Origin of the sequence: Pseudonocardia sp. N23, assembly GCF_002583555.1 — a bacterium.
Lineage (GTDB): Bacteria > Actinomycetota > Actinomycetes > Mycobacteriales > Pseudonocardiaceae > Pseudonocardia.
Window position 1 is genome coordinate 46,752 of sequence record NZ_BEGX01000114.1, and the last position, 22,701, is coordinate 69,452.

Sequence of the window (22,701 nt, forward strand, 5' to 3'; positions counted from 1 at the left end):
GGTCGGGGTGAGTTTCCCACCTCGGAGGTGACGCATCGTCGATTAGTGTCCGCATGCAGCAAATCGGTCAGGTGACCGTCGCGACCAGACATGCACGGCTCGTGACGGCGCGGAAGGAGCGGGGGTCCGTCGATGGTGGCAGGCAAGCCGGAGCACCCGGAGGTGGTGCAGGCGCCGTTCCTCACCGTCGCCGAGGTGGCCGAACGGATGAGGGTCTCGAAGATGACGGTCTACCGGCTGGTGCACAGCGGGCAGCTCCCCGCCGTCCGGTTCGGACGCTCGTTCCGCGTGCAGCGCGGCGCCGTCGACGACCTCATCGAGTCGGCCCGCTACGAGGCGGGCTGACGTCCGCAGCGCCGTGCGCCGGTTCACTCAGCGGGTCCGGCCGCGCGGACGCAGCGGCACCGGCGGCATCGCCGGGGCCGTGAGCGGCACCCCGCTGTAGCCGGTGACCTCGCCGTAGCGGACCGGGCCGGTGCCGGTGATCTCGGCCTGCCACTGCGCCCGCGCCGCGCGCACCTCGTCACCGCTGCGGCCGACGAAGTTCCACCACATCACGATCTCCTCGCCGAACGGCACCCCGCCCAGCAGCAGGAGCCGGCTTGCCGACGCCGCCCGCAGCCGCAGCTGCGACCGCGAGCATCCCAGGTAGCACAGCGTTCCCGGGTCGAGGACGCCGTCGACGTCGGGTTCCCCGGACACCGTCAGCACCGCGTACTCGAAGTCGGGCTCCAGCGGGATCACGACGTCCGCGCCCGCCGCCAGCTCGACGTCCACCCCCACCAGGGGGCTGTGCACCCGGCCCGGGGAGACGGCCTGCGCGAACTCCCCCAGCAGCACCGTGGCGCGCATACCGCGATCGGTGACCGTCGGGAGCCCGGCGTGGAACTCGAACCGCGGCGCCGTCGCGCGGGCGTCGCCGGGCAGCGCGACCCACAGCTGAGCGCCGTGCAGCAGCGGCGCGTGCGGGTCGGGCGACTGCTCGGCATGCGCGATGCCGCGGCCCGCCGTCATCAGGGCCAGCTCCCCCGGCCCGATCAGCTTGTCGCTGCCGAGGCTGTCGCGGTGGTGCACCGTGCCCTCGAGCAGCCAGCTGACCGTCTGCAGCCCGATGTGCGGGTGCGGCGGCACCTGCATCCCGGGCGCCGCGGCGACGTCGTCGGGGCCGTAGTGGTCGACGAAGCACCACGCGCCCACCATGCGCCTGCCCAACGCCGGCAGCAGCCGGCGGACCTTCGTCGACCCGCCCAGCGCGACCGTCTTCGCCGGCAGCAGCTCGCGCACCGGCTCGCCCCGGGGTGCCGGCCCGCAGACCTCCACCGCCGGCCGCGTCGACGTGTCGCTCACGTGCCGCTCACCCCGATCATCGGTCCAGCGTAGGACGCGCCCCGTCGGCGTCGAACCCGAACGCCGCCAACGCCGGGATCGGTGCGTCCCCGGCCAGCCAGGTGAGGACCCGGTGTTCGTGCGGCACGACCGGGTCGGGCAACGCCGTCAGCGGGTACCAGGCCACCCCCGCCGACCTGTCGTCCTCCTGGACGCGCGGCTCTCCCCCCCAGCGCCGGCAGGTGAAGAAGAAGTCGACCCGCTCGTCGACAGGCAGCCCGGTCGCCCGGGTGCGGTGCAGCGTCGTCAACGGCTCGAGGTCGGCCGGGTCGACGACCACCCCCAGCTCCTCCGCCGCCTCCCGCACCGCGGCCCGGTGCACCGACTCACCGTCCTCCACGTGGCCCGCGGCCGCGGCCGCCCAGAACCCGTCCATGAACCCGGTCCCGGCGCGCAGCTGCAGCAGCACCTCGGTGCCGCGCGGGCCGTCGCGCAGCAGCAGGACGTAAGCGGCGGGGACGACGCGGAACCGATCGGTCACGATCACCGACCCTAATGCGCCGCAACCCCGGCGACACCCACCGTCACCCTCCGCGCCTACCGTCGGCCCGGGTGGGGACCCGGCGGACGGTGTCGCGCAGGTCCGCCGACGCACGCTCCACCCCACGGACCTCCCCGCCCGGCGGGAGTCGGACCGCCCCGGGTCGGTCGCGGCCGGACGGAACCGTGGCGGCCCATCAGACGGCCCAGCGTCGTGGCGTTCTGGCCGGCGACCGCGGAGGCCGCCGAGCTTGAGGACGCTCATGTCCGGGAGGATCCGGTGGTCCGGTGCCGCCTCGCAGGCCGCGACCAGCTCCGCGTCGCCCAACGACCTCGACATCAACAGTGACCCGAGCTCCTGTCCGGACGTCACTGCTCCCTCTCCGATGCTGTGCGCGCTCCGACCGTGCGCGACCCACAGCGACCGGAGCGACTCCGGGAACGGCCGAGGGGCCGGACCGCATCGCGGTCCGGCCCCTCGCAGTACCGGGCCTGTCAGCTGCAGCCGCTGGTCGAGCCGCAGCCCTCGCAGAGGTAGCACGACCCGGCGGGGCGCATCTTCGTGCCGCAGGTCAGGCACAGCGGCGCGTCGGCCGCCTTGCCCAGCCGCAGCTCGAGCAGCTCCGTCGAGCTCCCGACCGAGGACGGGGCCGCCGCCGGAGCCGGCTCGTCGACCGACACGCCGCTGCGCAACGACTCCAGGTCGACGTCGACCGTGGGCGTCCCGTAGCTGTTCGCGACCTGCGCCGACCGCTCCTCGGCCGAGAAGATGCCCAGCTCGGAGCGCTTCTCGAGGCTCAGGTGGTCGAGCGCGAGGCGGCGGAACAGGTAGTCGAGCACGCTCGTCGCGATCCGGATGTCCGGGTCGTCGGTCATACCGGCCGGCTCGAAGCGCAGGTTGGAGAACTTCGAGACGTAGAACTCCAGCGGGATGCCGTACTGCAGGCCCACCGAGATCGACATGGAGAACGCGTCCATCACGCCGGCCAGCGTGGAGCCCTGCTTGCCGAGCTTGACGAAGATCTCGCCGAGGCCGTCGTCGGGGTAGGAGCCGGCCGTCAGGTAGCCCTCGGCACCCGCGACCGTGAACGACACCGTCTCGCTCGGACGCTTCTTGGGCAGCCGGCGCCGGACCGGGCGGTACTCGACCGGAGCCTCGACCGCGGCCTCGACGTCCTTGCGGGCCTCCTTGCCCGCCGACAGCGGCTGGCCGACCTTGCAGTTGTCGCGGTAGATCGCGAGCGCCTTCAGGCCGAGCTTCCAGCCCTCGAGGTAGATCTTCTCGACGTCCTCGACGGTGGCCGCCTCCGGCATGTTCACCGTCTTCGAGATGGCCCCGGACAGGAACGGCTGGACGGCGGCCATCATCCGCACGTGGCCCATGGCGGGGATGACCCGCTCACCCATCGCGCAGTCGAAGACGTCGTAGTGCTCGGTGCGCAGGCCCGGCGCGTCGATGACGTGGCCGTGCTCGGCGACGAACTCGACGATCGCCTCGGCCTGCTCGGCCTGGTAGCCCAGCTTCGTCAGCGCCCGCGGGACCGTCTGGTTGACGATCTGCATCGAGCCGCCACCGACGAGCTTCTTGAACTTGACCAGCGCCAGGTCCGGCTCGATGCCGGTCGTGTCGCAGTCCATCATCAGGCCGATCGTGCCCGTGGGGGCCAGCACGGAGGCCTGCGCGTTGCGCCAGCCGTTGCGCTCGCCGACCGCCAGGCACTCCTTCCACGTGATCGTCGCCAGCTTGTGGACGTGGCTGCTCGCGGCGAGGGTCCGCACGTCGTCGTTGGCCGCGGCGTGCTTGCGCATCACCCGCTGGTGGCCCTCCGCGTTGCGGGCGTAGCCCTCGTACGTGCCGACGACACCGGCCAGCTCCGCGGAGCGCTTGTAGGCCGCGCCGGTCATCAGCGAGGTGATCGCGGCGGCGAGCGCGCGACCGCCCTCGGAGTCGTAGGCGTGGCCGGTGGCCATCAGCAGCGCGCCGAGGTTGGCGTAGCCGATGCCCAGCTGGCGGAACTTGCGCGTCGTGTCACCGATCGGCTCGGTCGGGAAGTCGGCGAAGCAGATGGAGATGTCCATCGCCGTGATGACGAACTCGACGGCCTTGCGGAAGCGGTCGGCGTCGAACAGGCCGTCCTCGCCGAGGAACTTGAGCAGGTTCAGCGACGCCAGGTTGCAGCTGGAGTTGTCCAGGTGCATGTACTCCGAGCACGGGTTCGACGCCGAGATGCGGCCCGACTCCGGGCAGGTGTGCCAGTCGTTGATCGTGCCGTCGTACTGGATGCCGGGGTCCGCGCAGTTCCACGCAGCCTCCGAGATGCCGCGGAACAGCTTGCGGGCGTCGACGGACTCGATGACCTCGCCGGTCATCCGGGCGCGCAGGCCGAAGCTCGTGCCCTCCTCGACGGCACGCATGAACTCGTCGGTGACGCGGACCGAGTTGTTGGCGTTCTGGTACTGCACCGAGGTGATGTCGGCGCCGCCCAGGTCCATGTCGAAGCCGGCGTCACGCAGCACGCGGACCTTGGCCTCTTCCTTGGCCTTGGTCTCGACGAACTCCTCGATGTCGGGGTGGTCGACGTCGAGGACGACCATCTTCGCCGCCCGCCGCGTCGCGCCGCCCGACTTGATCGTGCCCGCGCTCGCGTCGGCGCCGCGCATGAACGAGACCGGCCCGGAGGCGGTGCCGCCGGAGGACAGGAGCTCCTTCGACGACCGGATGCGGGAGAGGTTCAGCCCCGCGCCGGAGCCGCCCTTGAAGATCAGGCCCTCCTCGCGGTACCAGTTCAGGATCGACTCCATCGTGTCGTCGACCGCGAGGATGAAGCACGCGCTGACCTGCTGCGGCGACGACGTGCCGACGTTGAACCACACCGGCGAGTTGAAGCTGAACACCTGGTGCATCAGCATCCAGGTGAGCTCGTGGGCGAAGACCTCGGCGTCGTCGTCGGTGGCGAAGTAACCGTTCTCGAGACCTGCCCGGTGGTAGACGCCGACGACGCGGTCGATCAGCTGACGCAGGCTCGACTCGCGCGTCGGCGAGCCGACCGCGCCACGGAAGTACTTGCTGGTGACGATGTTCGTCGCGTTCAGCGACCAGGTCGACGGGAACTCCACGCCGCGCTGCTCGAAGTTGACGGTGCCGTCACGCCAGTTCGTCATGACGACGTCGCGGCGCTCCCACTCCACCTCGTCGTACGGGTGCACACCCGCGGTGGTGAACAGCCGCTCGACGGTCAGCCCGGCCGTCCGCTTCCGCCCGGCCCGGCTCCCGGCCTTCGCGCCGCGCGCCGTGTTCCCCGCAGCGTCCCCTGAGGCCGTTGCCCCGACCGTCTCCGTCATCCTCGTCCTCTTCCCCTGAGCAACCGTGGTGCGGTGGTGCCGCACCGATGTCAACGACCGCGTCGGCAGTTGAGCCGCCCGGCGGACCGTCCGGTGGGTCGACCGGCCGGTGTCGCGCGCCGGCCGGGCGACACGCCCTGTCTCAATACGCGAGGCAGGGCGCGTCCTTCTACGACTCGTCGTGCGGCGGGCTCTCCCCCGCCGCGGTGCGTCCCACGTCGTCGGCTGCTTCCCCGGCATCCGACTTCCGCAGGTCCGCGATCTCCTTCTCGAAATCGTCGATCGACGAGAAGGACCGGTACACGCTCGCGAAGCGCAGGTACGCCACCTCGTCGAGCTCCCGCAACGGCCCGAGGATCGCCAGCCCCACCTCGTGGCTGGGAATCTCGGCCGTCCCACCCGCCCGGACCGCCTCCTCGACGCGGTGCGCCAGCTGCTGCAGCGCATCCTCGTCGACAGGGCGCCCCTGGCAGGCGCGTCGTACTCCACTGACGACCTTGTCGCGGAGGAACGGTTCGGTCACCCCGCTGCGCTTCACCACGGCGAGGACCGGCTCCTCGACCGTCGTGAACCGCCGTCCGCACGACGCGCACGAGCGGCGCCGACGCGTGGCCTGACCGTCGTCGACCTCGCGGGAGTCGATGACGCGGCAGTCCGAGTGGCGGCAGAAGGGGCAGCGCACGGTAGTGATCCTCTCTCCGAGAGCGACCAGCAAACCCAACCTGTGGCCGAACAACACGTATGTAACCACAAGATGTGGTGGTCGGCGCGAGGGGGAGGCCCGTCAAGGGCAGGATCCCCCGATCTGGGGAGTCCCTGTCCGACGCCGACACCACCCGATGTCGCGGAGAGCGGCGTGCCGAACACGCAGCGCCGCCGGCGGCCCGTCCGGACCACCCGACGGGCACCCACCCTGACGGCCCGACCGCGGAGCGCGACCGTCGACCACCCCCGCGGCAGTACCACGGAGCCGGTCCGTCCGATTCCTCGACGAGACCGGATCGCAGGAGTCGAGAGTGCCATCGCGGTCCGACGGTTCGGAAACTGCACCCGTGGCCGGACACGCCCCGCGATGGGGTACCGCACGCGACTTCGCTGCACCCGGTGACGACCGGCCAGCTCGCCGCGCGCGCCCGGCCGCTCGGCCCTCCCGGCGGCGCACACTGCGCAGCCGGCCCCGCCGGTCAGGCCGCGGGCACCGTCAGCACCTGGCCCGGGCGGAGGGCCGCGGACCGGAGACCGTTCAGCTCGGCGATGTGGGCGGCCGCGGCCGCAGTGTCGGCATCCGGGGCCGTGCGGCGGGCGATGTCCCACACCGTGTCTCCCTGTCCGACCACGACCTGCGCGGTGGCAGCGGAGATGCCGGGCCCTGCGTCACGCGCGACATCGGCCATCGAGCCCAGCCCGACCACGACCCCTGCCGCGGCGACGGCGAGCACGACCAGCGCAGCCGCACGACGCACGCGGTAGCGCAGCGCGAGCGGCGCGCGACGGACCGACCGCACGCGGGCCGCGGGCCGGTGCACCCGTCGGTCGGGGACGCACCGGCCGCGGACGACGCTCCGGCACTCGGGAGAAGGAGACTCGGGGTCGTGCCACGCCGGCGCGACGGGGTCGGCCGTCAGACCGCCGCGGACGAGGGTCAGCGTCGGGCGAGCGGCACCGGGCGGACACACCGCGGGCGCTCCGCCTGCACGCCGCGCCGCCGGCGCCACGGCCTGCTCGCGCACCGCCCCACCCCGGCGGGCTCTGCGCGGCCGAGCGGACCGCGGGCCCGAGCCGTGACGCCGGCCGCGCCCGGACGGTCCGTCGGACCGCGCGTCACGACCGCCACGGCCGGCCACCTCGCCGACACCCACAGCGTCCTGCCGCACCTCGGGAACCCCGTGGCCGACCTCCACCCGCGCGCCCGCACATCCGGGAGCCGTGCTGACAGACATGGCATCTCCTTCCCGTCGGCGCCGGCTGCTGGGTCGGCGACTCGTGTGATCCGGGGTGCAGCCGCGCCGGCGGCGGTGGCCCGCCGCACCGGATCGGATACGCTCCGTTCGCACGGACGTTCGATCGAACGCCCGTGCGAATGTCTACCACCGGCCCCCGACAATTCTCGGCGATGCGCCCGCGTGTCGTTCGAACATGTGTTTGGCGGTGGCGAAGATCGGGTCTACGGTTCGGTGGCGGCGGGGACGGATGGTCCCGCCGCGCCGATCGAGGAGGCGGACGAGATGGCACGGGACGACACCGGTACCGACCGGGAGGCCGGGCAGGTGCGGTCCTTCCCGGACCCGGCCGACGCGGAGGGCGCCGGCGTGGCACTGACGCCACGGCAGAGCAAGGTCCTGGAGGTCATCCGGGACTGGGTCGACCGCTTCGGCTACCCGCCGAGCGTGCGGGAGATCGGCGACGCGGTGGGCCTGACGTCGACGTCGTCGGTGCACCATCAGCTGCGCACCCTCGAACGCAAGGGCTACCTGCGGCGCGACCCGAACCGCACCCGTGCGGTCGACGTACGCTCCCCCGAGGACGTCCCCGATGACAGCTCGGACTCCCGTACCGACCCGTCCGCGGTCCGCGACGAACGCCCCTCACCGGCGTACGTCCCGCTCCTCGGCAACATCGCCGCCGGTGGCCCGATCCTCGCCGAGCAAGCCGTCGAGAGCGTGTTCCCGCTGCCGCGCGAGATCGTCGGCGAGGGGACGTTGTTCCTGCTCAACGTCCGCGGCGACTCGATGGTCGAGGCCGCGATCACCGACGGGGACTGGGTCGTGGTGCGCCAGCAGCCGGTCGCGGAGCAGGGCGAGATCGTCGCGGCGATGATCGACGGCGAGGCCACGGTGAAGACGTTCCGCCGTCGCGACGGGCACGTCTGGCTGATGCCGGCCAACCCGGCCTACGACCCGATTCCCGGCGACGACGCGTCGATCCTCGGCCGGGTCGTCGCCGTACTGCGTCGGCTCTGAACCGGCTCTGAACCGGATACCCGCACACGGCTGTCGGACCCCGCGGGCCCACTCGCGAGGACCGCGCTGCCCGCCGGTCCCGAGAGGTCCGTCCCCGGCGCCCACTCACGACGGCCATTCCCCGGCGTCCACACCCGACGTCGACATCGGATGCCGGGAGCGGCACCAGGGACGCCCCTGCTGCAGCCGCATCGCCGAGCCTGACGCCCGGACGGCGCCCCGGCACGGTCGGCGGCATCCTGGCGTCGATCCCGGCGGACCTGTGGTGCGCGGTGAGCCCGGTCAGCGGCCCGGGCGCGCCCCGATGTCCGTGGCGTCGCGGGTCGCCGTGGCATCGCTGGTCTGCGGGTCGGCCCCGTCGCGGGTCCGCGCGTCGGACGCCGTACCGGTATGCGGCGCAGCGGCGCTGCGGAAGGCCGCGTCGTCGCGCGACGCGGTGTCACCACGGGTGCGGGAACCGTTCCCGGGGTCCGCGTCTGCGCGGGACCCGGGCTCCTTGCGGGCGCCTGGCGAGTCCGGGCCGCTGCCGGAGTCCGCACCGTTGTGCGAGTCGTCGTGGGTGCGGACCGTGGCGTCGGACGAACGTGCTGCGCCGTTCCCGGGCGCCCCCGGAGCCGGTGCGAGACCGTTCGGCGGGACCGGGCCTGGGGGGCCTCCGGGCCGAAGCGACCGGGTGGGTCCCACCGAGTAGGCCGGGCCGGCGGCAGGGGGACCGTGGCGCCCCGGCATGTGCGGGCCATCAGGACCCGGACCGGGACGCAGACCAGGACCACCAGGACGGACGGGACCACCAGGACGGACGGGACCACCAGGGCCGACAGGCCCACCGGGGCCGCCAGGGCCGCCAGGGCCGCCAGACCCACCCGGTCCGGCAGGCCCGCCAGGATCGGCAGGACCACCGGGACCACGCCGTCCGGGTCCGGCGCCCTCCGGCCCCGGACCACCGTTCGGCGCACCTGTGGGGACGGGCCGTCCAGCCGGCAGCGGCCCACCCGGCGGGCGCGGCGGACCGATGCGCGGAGGTCCCGGCGGGCCGTACTGCGGACGTCCGGGTCCGGCGCCGCGGGGCGGCGGCCCCGGCCGTGGACCGTTGGGCCCACCCGGCGCAGGACCGACACCCGGGCCGGGCACGCCACGCGCACCGGGCACGCCACCGGCGACAGGCGCTCCTCCGGCCACAGGCATCCCCGAACCGGGCACAGCGGGACCGGGCACAGCGGGACCGGGCACAGCGGGACCGGGCACAGCCCGGTCGGGAGCCGTCCGGGCCACGACAGTGCGGTCGTCGGGGCGCGGCGGGCCGTCCGCGGTGATGGTCGGCGAGTCGTCGGGATCGGGCGCTTCGGCTTCCAGTCTGCGCAGCTCACGGCGCGACCGCGAGAACGAGCGCAGCGCCATCAGCACGGCACCGACGACCAGGACCGCGGCGGTGCCGACGGCGCCGATCATCGCCGGCGAGGACCAGGAGACATCATCCTTGCTGTCGGGTTCCGCGGGGGCGGCCGGGGCCTGGGCGCCGCCGGTTCCCATCGCGGCGACGGCCCCGTCGACGGAGCGGAGCGCGCCGGGGGTGCCGCCCCGGGTCTCGGAGCCCGACCACAGGATGCCCGCGGCGTCGATCGCGACGGCTTCGCCCTGCGGCTCGTCGGGCAGCGGGATGCGGGTCGGGGCGCCCCCGAGAGCCTCCACGATCGCGGCGGCGTCGCCGGGCGCGGCGACGGGGTAGAGCCAGGCGTCGGTGTAGCTGCGCAAGGCGACGGTGCGGCCGTCGGGGCTCACCGCCCCGCCGGTGACCAGGCGTGATCCGATGCCACCGAGCGGGCCGCCCGCGGTGTCGGAGGCGGGAAGCGACACCTCGCCCGCGCGCTGCATCGCGGTCGGCCCCGTCCCGGTGAGGGGGCCGGGGGTGCGGTAGACGCCCGCGGCGCCGACGGCGTCCTTCGTGACGATCACGGGCACGCCGTCGGTACCGACGAGCAGCGCCTCCGCGTCGTGCGGACCGTCGGGATAGGTGAGCCGGTAGAGCTTGGACGCGCCGGTCGCCGGCAGCGTGACGACGGCGACGGTCTGGCGGGTCCGTGTGTTGTCGCCGATGTCAGCCACCCACAGCGCACCGCCGGGGCCGCGGGCGAGGTCCTCGGGGTCGAGCGGGTCGGTGGCGGCGGTGCGGCTGTCGGTGACGGCGCACGTCGCCGGGTCGATCGCGTAGGCCGCGGTGCGGCGGCCCCCGTCGGCCATCGCCCACACGGTGGTGCCGTCGACGGTGAGTCCCGACAGCTCCGCGAGCCGTGGGTCGTCGACGGTGCAGTGCGTGCGCACGCCCGGGGGTGGATCGGCGGCGAGGGCCGTCCCGGATCCGCCCAGGAGGGCGGCCCCCAGGACCAGGACGACCGCGGCCGCGCGCCGGATCACCGTCGGAGGCTCATCGCGGAGCCACCGTGAACGGCGCGACGGCGGTGGCGAGCTCCGGGCCGACGCGCGCGCGCAGCCTGGTGCCGTCGGCCACGTGTTCCTCCTCGATGACGACGCCCTCCTCGTGGATGCGGGCGACGAGCGAGCCCTGTGTGTAGGGCAGGAGCAGCTCGACCTCGACCTCGGGGTTGGGCAGCAGCTCGGCGATGCGCCGGGCGAGCAGGTCGATCCCATCGCCTCGGTGGGCGGAGACGAACACCGCGTCGGGCAGGAGGTGGCGCAGCCGGGCCAGCTGCAGGTCCGACGCCGCATCGACCTTGTTGACGACGAGCAGCTCCGGCGGCATGCGCCCCTGCTGCTCCTCGCCCACCTCGACGAGGACCTTGCGCACGGCGGTGATCTGGTCCTCGGGCAGCTGGTCGGAGGCGTCGACGACGTGGACCAGCAGGTCGGCCTGCGCGGTCTCCTCGAGAGTGGACCGGAACGCCTCGACGAGCTGGTGGGGCAGGTGCCGCACGAATCCGACGGTGTCGGTGAGGGTGTACGAGCGCCCGTCGGGTGTCTCGGCGCGACGCGTGGTCGGGTCGAGGGTGGCGAACAGGGCGTCCTCGACGAGCACCCCGGCGTCGGTGAGGGCGTTGAGCAGGCTGGACTTGCCCGCGTTGGTGTAGCCGACGATCGCGACGCCGGGCACCTCGTTGCGCCGCCGCGACCCGCGCTGGGTGTCACGGACGGTGCGCATGGCGGTGATCTCGCGGCGCAGCTTGGACATGCGGTGGCGGATACGGCGCCGGTCGAGCTCGATCTTCGTCTCACCCGGGCCACGACCACCGATGCCGACGCCGCCCGCGGCACGGCCACCGACCTGCCGGGACAGCGCCTCGCCCCAGCCGCGCAGGCGCGGCAGCAGGTAGGACAGCTGGGCCAGTTCGACCTGGGCCTTGCCGTCGCGGGAGCGGGCGTGCTGGGCGAAGATGTCGAGGATCAGCGCGGTCCGGTCGATGACCTTGACCTTGAGCTTCTCCTCCAGCTGGCGCAGCTGGCCGGGCGAGAGCTCGCCGTCGGCGATCACGGTGTCCGCGCCGGCGAGCTGGACGGCGTCACGCAGCTCGTCGACCTTGCCGGAACCGATGAAGGTGGCTGGGTCGGGGCGGCTCCTGCGTTGGACCAGGGCGTCGAGCACCTCGGAGCCCGCGGTCTCGGCGAGGCGCGCGAGCTCCACCATGGACGCCTCGGCCTGCGCGGCGGTACCCGAGGTCCAGACACCGACGAGCACGACCCGCTCGAGGCGCAGCTGCCGGTACTCGACCTCGGTGACGTCGGTGAGCTCGGTGGACAGGCCCGCGACCCGTCGGAGCGACGACCGCTCCTCGAGGTCCATGTCGCCGGTGGACGGCTCACGTCCCACGTGTCCGGCCACCGTCGCGCCGCGCCGGGGATCGCCCGGTTGCGGAGTGAACATGCCGGAGATGTCGAGTCGGGATTCAGTCATCGTGGGACCCATCCTCCCACGTCGCGACGACGGTGTCCGCCGCATTGCGCCGCGACGGGGCGAGGGTCACCCGTTGGCGGCGTCGAGCCCGTCCCACCAGGCGCGGTCGAGCTCGCCGCGGGCGAGGACGACGGCGGGCCCGTGCAGGACGGTCGTGCCGTCGGTCCCGACGGTGACGCGCAGCCTCCCGCCGGGGGTGCCGACGCGCACGTCGCCGGAGTCGTGGCCGGCCCGCCGCAGCGCGGCGACGACGGCGGCGACGGTCCCGGTGCCGCACGAGCGGGTCTCCCCCACGCCGCGTTCGTGGACGCGCATCGTGACCTCCGCGGCGTCGGCCGGGCCGGAGACGGGCGTCACGAACTCGACGTTGACCCCGTGCGGGAACAGCGACGGGTCGTGGCCGGGGGGCACGTCGAGGTCGAGCCCCGCGATGTCGTCGGTGGTGACGCAGGCGAGGTGCGGGTTGCCGACGTCGACCGCGACGCCGGTGAAGGCGTGCCCGTGCACGGTGGCGGTGCTCTCGGGGCCGACCCGGGCGACACCCATGCCGACCGAGACCTCCCCGGCGGCGCCGTCGCCACCGGCGAACCGGACCGTGCGCACTCCCCCGCGGGTACCGATGGCGAGCTCGGCGGCGGGCCCGTCGGGCAGCAGGCCGTCGAGGGCGAGGTGGCGGGCGAAGACGCGGACGCCGTTGCCACACATCTCGGCAATGCTGCCGTCGCCGTTGCGGTAGTCCATGAACCACTCGACGCCGGGTTGCGGGGCGGGGGCACCGGGGCCCGCGGCGGCCCAGCGGACGACGCGGAGGACACCGTCGGCGCCGAGGCCACGGCGGCGGTCGCAGAGCGCGGCGACGCGGGCGGGGGTGAGGTCGAGGGCGCCGTCGGCGTCGGGGAGCACGACGAAGTCGTTCTCGGTGCCGTGGCCCTTCGCGAACCTGATTCCGCTGCTCACACGCGGCAGGGTAGCGACGCCGCCACGGCGCCGATCAGGTCGGGGGCCGCGCCGTCGAACCATCGGATCCGGTGGTCGCGGCGGAACCAGGAGCGCTGCCGGCGCACGAACCGCCGGGTGGCGACGACGGTGCGGTCCGCGGCGTCGGCTACGGCGACGTCCGCGAGGTCGCCGTCGGCGGCGTCGAGGGCGTCGATCACCTGCTGGTATCCCAGGGCACGCGACGCGGTGCGGCCCTCGCGCAGGCCGCGGCCGAGCAGCGCGCGCGTCTCGTCGACCAGGCCGGCGGCCATCATGAGGTCCACGCGGGTGGCGATGCGCGCGTCGAGCTCGGCGACGTCGCGGTCGACCCCGACGAGGACCGCGTCGTAGCGGGGCGCCCCGATGCGCGGCATCGTCGCGGTGAAGGGCCTGCCGGTGAGCTCGATGACCTCGAGGGCGCGCACGATGCGCCGCCCGTTGCTGGGCAGGACCGCGGCGGCGGCGGCGGGGTCGAGCTCGGCGAGCCGCAGGTGCAGGGCGCCGGACCCGCGTTCAACGAGCTCGGCCTCGATCCGCGACCGGATCGCGGGGTCGGTCCCGGGGAACTCCAGCTCGTCGACGACCGCCTGCACGTAGAGGCCGGACCCGCCGACGAGGACCGGGGTGCGGCCGGCGGCGCGCAGCCGTTCGACGACGGCACGCGCCTCCCGCTGGTAGGCGGCGACGGATGCGGTGTCGGTGACGTCGAGGACGTCGAGCAGGTGATGGGGGATCCCGCGGCGCTCGGCGACGGTGAGCTTCGCGGTGCCGACGTCGAGACCCCGGTAGAGCTGCATCGCGTCGGCGTTGACGACCTCCCCGCCCAGCTGCTCGGCCAGGGCGAGGCCGAGGTCGGACTTGCCGGTGGCGGTCGGCCCGACCACCACGACCAGGGGCGGCGCGCTCACCCCGGGGTCCAGAACGCGACGTGGTAGGCGACGCCGAACGGCGCGGTCGAGCAGAGCAGCTCGGCGTCCCAGCGGCGACCGGCGGCGGCACCGGCGAGGACCTGCCACGGCGCCCGGCCGGCGACCCACAGCTGCGTGGCGACGTCGGGGTCGAGCGCGGCGAGGGCGTCGGTGTCGGCGGCGGCGAGCGCGGCGGCCACGCCGTCGTCGAACGCGGCGGCGCGGGGGTCGAGGTGGCCGGGCGCCTTCTCGGTGTGGGTGGCGGCGCCGTCGCCGACGACGAGCAGCCCGACGGGCCGGTCGTCGAGGGCTGCGGCGTCGGCGAGCTCACGGCCGAGCGCGAGGCAGTCGGCCGTCGGCAGGTCGGGGGCGACGAGCTCGCCCCGGATCGTCACGGCCGCGCCGGTCGAGGCGGCGGCCCAGCCCGCGACGAGCAACGGCAGCGCCATGTCCCGGTCGGCGACCGTGACCGGCGCACCGGACCCGGAGGAGGAGTACGCGGCGGCGGTGTCGAGCGCGACGCGGACGTCGACACCGAACCCGGCGAACGTCCCGACCGCACCGGACCCGACGGTGCGCCTGCCCCCCGGGTCGGCGCCGACCGCGACCCAGTGCGACGCCCTCGCGGCCAGTCTCGCGGCGGCGACGCGGCAGGCGTCGCGCACGTCGGCGGTCTCGGCCGCCGCCGCGCCGGCGAGCTCGGGCAGCAGCAGGGGCGGCTGGGGCAGGAAGGCCACCGCGGAGATCACGCCACCGAGCGTAGCCACCCCACGGCGGCGGCCGCGTGCCGTCACCACCGCGGCGGTCGCCGTGTCGTCACCGCGGCGGCCGCCGTGTCGTCACCGCGGCGGTCGCCGTGTCGTCGCAGGGGCGGCCGCCGTGTCGTCGCAGGGGCGGCCGCGTCTCGTCGCCCCGCAGCGCCCGTTGGCGGCGCGACGGGGGCGAGCGGTTCCCGTACGTGCGCTTACCTGTTTGAATCGCTCGGACGGACCGGTCCTGGCCGATCGGCTTCGCGATGTGCAACGGGCTCCGCCGCGGCGGAGCGCCCGTCCCGCACGGGGTGGGCCTGACGGAGGAGGCACGGGTGTCGGACGAGCAGGCGAACCACGGGGACGCGAGCGGGACGGAGGCCGCTGCAGAGCCGGCCGTCGCGGCCGCACCCGCAGCCGAGCAGGAAGCCACACCGGACACCGCGCAGGCAGCAGAACCGGAAGCGGCAGGCGAACCCGAGACCGCAGGCGAACCCGGAGCCGCGCAGGCACCGGCGCCACGTGAGGCGCACGACGCCGCGCCCGAGAGCGCGCCCGGCAGCGGGAACGCCACCGGCAGCGCGACCGCCGACCGCGTGAGCGACGCGAGCACCGGGGCCGAACCCGCCCGCGGGACGGTCGCCGCGCCGCCGCGGCCCACCCCCGGCCCGCCGCCCGCGCCCCGCGCACCGCTGCCCGGCCCGCCGCCGGGCGGTCGTCCGCGCCCGGTCCCGCCGCCCCGGCCGCCGGTCGCCCCGGCCGCCGACCTCTCCCCCGCCGAGGCCGCGGCCGCCGAACCGACGCCGGTCGCGGCGGCGCCCGCGACACCGGGCATCGCGGTGGCCGAGGCGAGCGCCGACCCCGCCCGGTGGGGCAGGGTCGACGACGAGGGCCACGTCTTCCTGGTGACGTCCGACGGCGAGCGCGAGGTGGGGTCGTGGCAGGCCGGCGAGCCGGTCGAGGGCCTGGCGCACTTCGCCCGCCGCTTCGACGACCTGCGCACCGAGGCCGAGCTGCTCACCGCCCGCCTCGCGGCGGGCGGGGGCGACCCGAAGGCGGCCCTGCACAGCGCGACTGCGATGCGCGACTCGCTGCCCGAGGCGTCGGTGGTCGGCGACGTCGCGGCGCTGTCGGCGCACCTCGAGCAGCTGGTCACGCTGGCCGAGGAGCAGGTCGGTGCCGCGCGGTCGGCCCGCTCGGCCCAGCGTGAGGCCGCCGTCGCGCGCAAGGAGGCGCTGGCCGTCGAGGCCGAGGCGCTCGCGTCCGAGGCCACGCAGTGGAAGCAGGCGGGCGACCGTTTCAAGGCCATCCTCGACGAGTGGCGCACGATCAAGGGGATCGACCGCCGCACCGACGAGGCGCTGTGGAAGCGGTACTCGCGGTCGCGGGAGGCGTTCAACCGGCGTCGCGGCTCGCACTTCGCCGACCTCGACCGGCAGCGGTCCACGGCCAAGGCGCGCAAGGAGGAGCTGGCCGCGGAGGCGGAGCAGCTCGTCGGGTCCACCGACTGGGGTCCGACGGCCGCGCGCTACCGCGAGCTGATGGCGGAGTGGAAGGCGGCGGGCCGCGCCCAGAAGGACGCCGACGACGGGCTGTGGCAGCGTTTCCGCAGCGCCCAGGACCAGTTCTTCTCGCGACGCACCCAGGTGTTCGACGAGCGTGACGCCGAGTTCGGCGCCAATGCCGACGCGAAGCGGGCGCTGCTGGCGGAGGCGGAGAAGATCGACACCGACGACGCCGACGGTGCCCGTGCCGCGCTGCGCGACATCCAGGAGCGCTGGGAGGCCGTCGGCAAGGTCCCCCGCGACGACATCCGGCCGCTGGAGTCGGCGCTGCGCGCGGTCGAGGAGCGGGTCCGCGACGCGGTCGACCGGCAGTGGCGGCGCACCGACCCGGAGGCGGAGGCGCGGGTCGCGCAGTTCCGGGACCGGGTGGCGCAGTTCGAGTCGCAGGCGGCGAAGGCCGAGGCGGCGGGCGACGCGAAGCGTGCGCGGCAGGCCCGTGAGCAGGCCGACCAGTGGCGCGAATGGTTGAAGACGGCGGAGGAGTCGGTCAACCAGCGCTGAACCGGGCGCGGCGGGAGACCGCCGTCACAGCGGCGTCGGTGCCGGGGGTGCGAGGGTGGATGCGGCCCTCGCGCCGGTGTGGGGGCACGTCTTCCCGAGGAGCGCCGATGTCCGTGAACCCGTACCTGCGCCGCGTCGACAGTGACGCGCTGGCCGCCACCGGTGTGGGCGACCGGTTCTCGCAGAACCTCATCGGGCAGGCGACCGGGGCGGCGACGTGCCACGTCGACTGGATCCGGACACCGTCGGGCGGCGGTTCCCCTGCGGGCCTGCACGTCCACGAGGTCGACCAGGTGTTCTGGGTGCTGGAGGGCACGATGAGTATCGAGGTCGACGGGCGGGAGTTCGACGCGCCCGCGGGCAGCCTCGTCGTGTTCCCGGCCGGTGTGCCGCACCGCAACTGGAACGCTGGGCCGGCGCCGACGGTGCACCTCGCCGTCAACACCCCGGCCCCGGACCCGGCGGTGCCGTTCGCTCGCTCGGTCTGAGCCTTCCTCAGCGGTGCCCGGTCACGGCGTCGCCTGCCGTCCGCGACAGCCGTAGCGCCTCGATCATCGGCACCAGGAGGACGACGACGAGCAGGACGAACGCGATGCGGTAGGGCGTGGCGGGGGCGTCGGACAGGCCGGTGAGCTGCCCGAGGGGGTCGCCGAGCCGCACGAACAACGCGCCCACGGCGACGCCGAGGCCCGCGCCGAGCTCCTGCAACGTCGACATCAGGGTGTTGGCGCCCGTCATCCTGCCGGCGTCGACGTCGGCGTAGGCGACACTGTTGTAGGCGGTGAACCCGGTCGACCGGACGATGCCGCTGGCCAGCAGCAGCGCCAGCACGACGGGAAGCGGCGTCGACTCCGTCAGGAAGGCCATGCCCACCAGGCAGGCGGCCGACGCGGCGACGGAGCACAGGACGAGGGTGCGGATCCCGAAGCGGCGCATGAGCGGTGTCGTCGCCGGTTTGATGCCGACGTTGCCGACGAACAGTGCGATCACCACGAGCCCGGCCTGCGCCGCCGACCAGCCGAAGCCGAGCTGGAACAGCAGCGGCAGCAGGAACGGGATGGCGGTGATCACCATCCGGTAGACGGAGCCACCGGCCGCGGTGAGCCGGTAGGTCGCGACGCGGAGTATGCGCAGGTCGAGCAGGGGGCGGCGGGCGCGCAGCAGGTAGAGGACGGCGGCGGTGAGCAGGACCGCGGCGAGCACCAGCCCGGTGACGGCACTCCCCCAGCGGGCCGCGCCGACGCTCTCCAGGCCGACGACCAGCGCGGCCGCCCCGCCCGCGGCGAGGAGGAAGCCGCACCAGTCGAGCGGGTCGCGCCGGGGCGCGCGGACGTCGGGCACGATCCGCAGCGCGAGGACGATCGCGGCGAGGCCGAGCGGCACGTTGATGACGAAGATCCAGCGCCACGACGCGTAGTTGGCGAGCAGGCCGCCCACCGCAGGGGCGACGACGGGGGCGGCGAGCGCGGGCCAGGTCAGGAACGCGATGGCGCGCACCAGCTCGCGCTTGGGTGTCGTCCGCAGTACCACGAGTCGCCCGACCGGCACCATCATCGCGCCGCCGACGCCTTGGAGCACCCGTGTCGTGGTGAGAACGGGCAGGGTCGGCGCGAGCGCGCAGCCGGCCGAGGCGAGGGTGAAGACCACGAGCGCCGCGGTGAAGACGCGGCGGGCGCCGAACCGGTCGGCGAGCCACCCGCTGATGGGGATGAGCACGGCGAGGGTGAGCAGGTAGCCGGTGATGGCGACGTTGACGTCGACGGCTCCGACGCCGAGATCGTCGGCGATGTGCGGGGCCGCGGGGGCGATGACGGTGCCGTCGAGGATCTCCATGAAGAAGGCACCCGCGACGAGCAGTGCGAGCGGGCGTTGCAGCCCGGCCGGCTCCCGGGATGCCGACGGTGCCGCCCCGACGCCGCCGTCCGTCTCGACCATCGTTCCACCGTAGGCGAACGATGATCGTCCCCGAACGCTGTGGGGCCGGGGCAGAATGCAGCCATGACGACCTCCCCCGATGCGGGCACGGCCCCGCGGTCCGGGCTCGACCTGCGTTGGGTCGACACGGGCATCCGTCCGCAGGACGACCTGTTCGGCCACGTCAACGGGCAGTGGCTGCGTACGCACGAGATTCCCGCCGACCGCTCCCAGGACGGGGCGTTCCACACCCTGCGCGACAACGCCGAGGCCGACGTGCGGGCGATCGTCGAGGAGTGCGCGGCAGCGGATGCCGCAGCCGGGACCGAGGCCCGCCGCGTCGGCGACCTCTACACCTCGTTCATGGACGTCGAGCGGATCGAGAAGCTGGGCACGGAGCCGCTGCGGCCGTTGCTCGCCGAGGTCGCCGACGCGGCCGACGGCGCGGCACTGGCGACGGTGCTGGGCCGTCGGCAGCGTGAGGGCCGCGCGGGGCTGTTCGGGGCGTTCGTGAGCACCGACGCGAAGGACTCGTCGCGCTACCTGGTGCACCTGTCGCAGTCGGGGCTGGGTCTGCCCGACGAGTCGTACTACCGCGAGGACTCCTACGCCGAGCTGCGCGAGAAGTACGTGGCGCACCTGGCCCGGCTCGCCGAGCTGGCCGGGCTGGCGGAGCCGGCTGCCGTGGCGGCGACGGTGATGGAGCTGGAGACGGCGCTGGCGGCCGAGTCGTGGGACCGCGTCACCAACCGCGACGCCGAGAAGACCTACACGCTGATGACGGGCGCGGCGCTGCGCGAGAGCGCCCCCGGATTCGACTGGGACGTCTGGACCGACGCTCTCGGCGGCCCGGACGGCGCGTTCGACGAGGTCGTCGTCCGCCAGCCGAGCTTCGTCACCGCGGCCGCGGCGCTGTGGCGCGACCGGCCGCTCGCGCAGTGGCAGGCGTGGCTCGCGATCCGCACGATCTCCTCGTGCGCCGACTACCTGACCGAGGCGCTCGTCGAGGCCGACTTCGACTTCTACGGCCGCATCCTGTCGGGCACCCCGGAGCTGCGCGAGCGGTGGAAGCGTGGGGTCGGGCTGGTCGAGGGGGCGCTGGGCGAGGCGGTCGGGCAGCTCTACGTGCAGCGGCACTTCCCGCCGGCGGCCAAGGAGCGGATGGTCGAGCTCGTCGCGAACCTCGTCGAGGCCTACCGGCAGTCGATCTCGTCGCTGGAGTGGATGACGCCGGCGACCCGGGAGCGGGCGCTGGACAAGCTGGGCCGGTTCACCCCGAAGATCGGTTACCCCGACGAGTGGAAGGACTACGCAGGCCTGGAGGTCGACCCGACCGACCTGCTGGGCAACGTCCGCCGCGCCGGTGAGTGGATGTCGGACTTCCAGTTCGCGAAGCTCGGCAAGCCGGTCGACCGCAACGAGTGGCTGATGACGCCGCAGACCGTCAACGCCTACTACCACCCGCGGATGAACGAGATCGTCTTCCCGGCGGCGATCCTGCAGCCCCCGTTCTTCGACCCCGAGGCCGACGACGCCGCCAACTACGGCGGCATCGGCGCGGTCATCGGGCACGAGATCGGCCACGGGTTCGACGACCAGGGCAGCAAGTACGACGGCGACGGCAACATGACCGACTGGTGGGAGGCCGACGACCGCGCCGAGTTCGACCGTCGCTCGCAGGCCCTGATCGACCAGTACAGCGCGCTGTCGCCGATCGGGCTGCCCGAGCACAAGGTCAACGGCGCGCTGACGGTCGGCGAGAACATCGGCGACCTGGGCGGGCTGACGATCGCGCTGAAGGCCTATCGGATCGCCCTGGGCGACACCGACGCCCCGGAGATCGACGGCTTCTCCGGCCTGCAGCGGGTGCTGCTGGGGTGGGCGCAGGTGTGGCGGGCGGTGACCCGCGACGCGGAGGCCGTGCGCCGGTTGACGATCGACCCGCACTCGCCGCCGGACCTGCGCTGCAACGCCGTCGTCACCAACCTCGACGCGTTCCACGAGGCGTTCGACGTGCAGGAGTCCGACTCGCTCTACACCCCGCCCGGCCAGCGCGTCCGCATCTGGTGACGGTCCGCCGGCACGCTCACCGGGCGCTCAGGGTCCGGTGAGCGCGTCGCGGATCGCCGTGGCCAGGACGGTGCGGCCGCGGACCGTCGGGTGCACCGAGTCCGGGCCGACGAGGCCCGGGTCCTCGGCGACGTAGGCGCCCCAGTCGACGAACCGGGTCTGCGCGGGGTGGCGGGCGACGGCGTCGCGCAGGGTGGTGTTGTTGCCGTCGGCCCAGCGGCGCGGCACCGAGATGCCGACGAACACGACGCGGCGGTCACCGGCCGCGGCGACGACGGCGTCGACGTCACGACCGGTGATGGTGCCGTTGGCGCCGAGGTCGACGACGACGGGCCCGGCGTTGCCGGCGACCCATCCGGCGACGAGGTCGGGTGCGGTGCTGAACTGCCTGCCCACCTTGCCGTCGACGGTGGTCTGCGGCCCGAGGACGCTCTGCAGGGTCCCTGCGCTGCCGAGCGTGATCGAGTCGCCGACGACGAACACCGGGCCGACGGGCGCGCCCGCCGCGGTGCCGCCCGCCGGCGGCCCGGTGGTGGGTGGCCCGGTCGTGGGCTCTGTGGTGGACGGCGCGGCCGGCTCCGACTGCGGGACCGGGTCGGTGGCGTCGACGGGCGGTTCGGTGTCGGTGGCCGCCGACCGGGGCGGTGCGCCGACCGGGGTTCCCGTCACGGCGACGACACCGCAGGCGGCCAGCCCGAGGCACAGGACGCCGCAGGTCACGGCCGCGGCGGTACCCGCCCGGGCGCGGGCGAGCAGCTTGCGGATCGCGCCGCGGCGGATCGGCGTCTCCCAGAGCCGGTAGGAGAGTTCGGCCACGACGAGTGTCGCCACGATCCGGCCGGTGTCGACGATCCAGGCCGGTGCCGCGATGTCGATCCCCGGCCTGGTCAGGACGAAGATCGGCCAGTGGTACAGGTAGATGCCGTAGGACCGGCGGCCGAGCCAGATCAGCGGGCCGCGACCGAGCACGGCGCCGACGATGCCGCTGCGCGCCGCGGCGAGGACGACGACGGCGGCGAGCAGCCCGGTGCGCAGGAACCCGCCGTGGGTGTAGAGGTCGGTGTCGAACTCCGAGGTCTGGGTGAACGCGACGAGCAGGGCGACGAGTGCAGCGAGCCCGGCCACGTCGACGACCGTCCCTCGGGGCCCCGAGAGCCGCCGCGACCAGGCCTCGGGACCGTAGACGAGGGCGAGCGCGGCACCGACGAGGAAGCCCGAGGCGCGGGCGTCGGTGCCGTAGTAGACGCGGATGTTGGAGTCGGGGTCGAACAGCAGCGCCATGACGACGGCCGACGACAACGCGAGCAGCAGCACCAGCACCGCGGCGCGTCGGCGGGCGACCATGGCGAGGAAGCCGACGAACAGCAGCGGCCACAGCAGGTAGAGCTGCCCCTCGACGCCCAGCGACCAGATGTGCAGCATCGGCGACGGCCGCGCGAACGCCTCGCCGTAGGGGATGCCCGCGATGACCAGGTGCCAGTTCTGGACGTAGGACAGCGAGGACAGGGCGTCGGTGCGCAGGTCACCGACGTCGCCGGGCAGCAGCAGACGGTAGACGACGACCGTCGCCACGACACAGGCGACGAGCGCGGGTACCAGCCGTCTGGCGCGGGCGAGGAAGAAGGCCCTGGCGTCGACGCGCCCGCGGGCCCGCAGCTCTCCGGCCAGCAGCTGGGTGATGAGGAAGCCGCTGAGGGTGAAGAACACCTCGACGCCGAGGAAGCCACCGCCGGCCCACGGCAGTTCGAGGTGGTAGGCGAGCACGGCCAGCACAGCGAGGGCGCGCAGCCCGTCGAGCCCGGGCGCGTACGGGACCGCGGCCGAGCGCGATCGAGTGGCGCCGACGCGTTGCGGGTCGGCGCGCGCCACGAGCTGCTCGACCATCCGCCCCCTCGCCCGTCAGCCGACCAGGTGACCTTGTCACGTGCTGTTCTGATCACGAAC

The 22,701-nt window shown here is 74.2% G+C and carries 17 protein-coding genes; 5 read left to right on the plus strand and 12 right to left on the minus strand.

The genetic code is table 11. The annotated features are described in order from the left end of the window. Positions 1-132: 132 nt before the first annotated feature. Positions 133-345 (plus strand): helix-turn-helix domain-containing protein, encoded by a 213-nt coding sequence (locus TOK_RS24505; protein ID WP_098960342.1) that lies wholly within the window; start codon positions 133-135, stop codon positions 343-345. 27 nt (positions 346-372) lie between these two features. On the opposite strand, the gene TOK_RS24510 is transcribed toward TOK_RS24505, so the two are convergent. The 5 genes from TOK_RS24510 to TOK_RS32005 form a co-directional block, all read right to left on the minus strand. Further along, complete coding sequence (locus TOK_RS24510) at positions 373-1,347, minus strand: pirin family protein (protein WP_098960343.1); 975 nt, start codon at positions 1,345-1,347, stop codon at positions 373-375. A 16-nt stretch (positions 1,348-1,363) separates the two neighbouring features. Beyond that, complete coding sequence (locus tag TOK_RS24515; protein WP_141566529.1) at positions 1,364-1,867, minus strand: NUDIX domain-containing protein; 504 nt, start codon at positions 1,865-1,867, stop codon at positions 1,364-1,366. A 494-nt stretch (positions 1,868-2,361) separates the two neighbouring features. Beyond that, on the minus strand, positions 2,362-5,208 hold the full coding sequence (locus tag TOK_RS24520; RefSeq protein WP_098960344.1) for a vitamin B12-dependent ribonucleotide reductase: 2,847 nt from the start codon (positions 5,206-5,208) through the stop codon (positions 2,362-2,364). A gap of 169 nt (positions 5,209-5,377) precedes the next feature. Beyond that, positions 5,378-5,890 (minus strand): transcriptional regulator NrdR, encoded by a 513-nt coding sequence (gene nrdR, locus TOK_RS24525; RefSeq protein WP_098960345.1) that lies wholly within the window; start codon positions 5,888-5,890, stop codon positions 5,378-5,380. A 502-nt stretch (positions 5,891-6,392) separates the two neighbouring features. Beyond that, positions 6,393-6,938, minus strand: a complete 546-nt coding sequence (locus TOK_RS32005; RefSeq protein ID WP_172457763.1) for a LysM peptidoglycan-binding domain-containing protein — start codon at positions 6,936-6,938, stop codon at positions 6,393-6,395. A gap of 495 nt (positions 6,939-7,433) precedes the next feature. Between TOK_RS32005 and lexA the strand changes: the two genes are divergently transcribed. Continuing rightward, positions 7,434-8,168, plus strand: a complete 735-nt coding sequence (lexA, locus tag TOK_RS24535) for a transcriptional repressor LexA (RefSeq protein WP_098960814.1) — start codon at positions 7,434-7,436, stop codon at positions 8,166-8,168. Between the two features lie 282 nt (positions 8,169-8,450). Here lexA and TOK_RS32895 read toward each other — a convergent pair whose 3' ends face one another. From TOK_RS32895 to TOK_RS24560, 5 genes are all read right to left on the minus strand, one after another. Beyond that, positions 8,451-10,580: a hypothetical protein gene (locus tag TOK_RS32895; protein ID WP_098960347.1), complete on the minus strand. Its 2,130-nt coding sequence runs from the start codon at positions 10,578-10,580 to the stop codon at positions 8,451-8,453. Positions 10,581-10,590: 10 nt separating this feature from the next. Then, positions 10,591-11,961, minus strand: coding sequence for a GTPase HflX (hflX, locus tag TOK_RS24545; protein ID WP_098960815.1), 1,371 nt, complete (start codon positions 11,959-11,961; stop codon positions 10,591-10,593). 177 nt (positions 11,962-12,138) lie between these two features. Next, the gene (dapF, locus tag TOK_RS24550; protein WP_098960348.1) at positions 12,139-13,029 is read right to left on the minus strand and encodes a diaminopimelate epimerase; all 891 of its coding nucleotides are present in this window, start codon (positions 13,027-13,029) and stop codon (positions 12,139-12,141) included. Next, positions 13,026-13,958, minus strand: coding sequence for a tRNA (adenosine(37)-N6)-dimethylallyltransferase MiaA (miaA, locus tag TOK_RS24555; RefSeq protein ID WP_098960349.1), 933 nt, complete (start codon positions 13,956-13,958; stop codon positions 13,026-13,028). Before miaA ends, dapF begins: the two co-directional genes overlap by 4 nt. Beyond that, positions 13,955-14,707: a hypothetical protein gene (locus TOK_RS24560; RefSeq protein ID WP_098960816.1), complete on the minus strand. Its 753-nt coding sequence runs from the start codon at positions 14,705-14,707 to the stop codon at positions 13,955-13,957. Before TOK_RS24560 ends, miaA begins: the two co-directional genes overlap by 4 nt. Before the next feature lie 596 nt (positions 14,708-15,303). Here TOK_RS24560 and TOK_RS24565 point away from each other — a divergent pair. Both TOK_RS24565 and TOK_RS24570 read left to right on the plus strand, forming a co-directional pair. Continuing rightward, complete coding sequence (locus TOK_RS24565) at positions 15,304-16,773, plus strand: DUF349 domain-containing protein (RefSeq protein WP_253258661.1); 1,470 nt, start codon at positions 15,304-15,306, stop codon at positions 16,771-16,773. 107 nt (positions 16,774-16,880) lie between these two features. Next, positions 16,881-17,261, plus strand: a complete 381-nt coding sequence (locus tag TOK_RS24570) for a cupin domain-containing protein (protein ID WP_172457765.1) — start codon at positions 16,881-16,883, stop codon at positions 17,259-17,261. Between the two features lie 7 nt (positions 17,262-17,268). Here TOK_RS24570 and TOK_RS24575 read toward each other — a convergent pair whose 3' ends face one another. Then, positions 17,269-18,708, minus strand: a complete 1,440-nt coding sequence (locus tag TOK_RS24575; protein ID WP_098960350.1) for an MFS transporter — start codon at positions 18,706-18,708, stop codon at positions 17,269-17,271. 63 nt (positions 18,709-18,771) lie between these two features. Here TOK_RS24575 and TOK_RS24580 point away from each other — a divergent pair, with 63 nt between their 5' ends. Then, positions 18,772-20,757, plus strand: a complete 1,986-nt coding sequence (locus TOK_RS24580; RefSeq protein ID WP_098960351.1) for a M13 family metallopeptidase — start codon at positions 18,772-18,774, stop codon at positions 20,755-20,757. Between the two features lie 27 nt (positions 20,758-20,784). Here TOK_RS24580 and TOK_RS24585 read toward each other — a convergent pair whose 3' ends face one another. Then, positions 20,785-22,641, minus strand: a complete 1,857-nt coding sequence (locus TOK_RS24585) for an acyltransferase family protein (protein WP_098960352.1) — start codon at positions 22,639-22,641, stop codon at positions 20,785-20,787. Positions 22,642-22,701 lie beyond the last annotated feature (60 nt).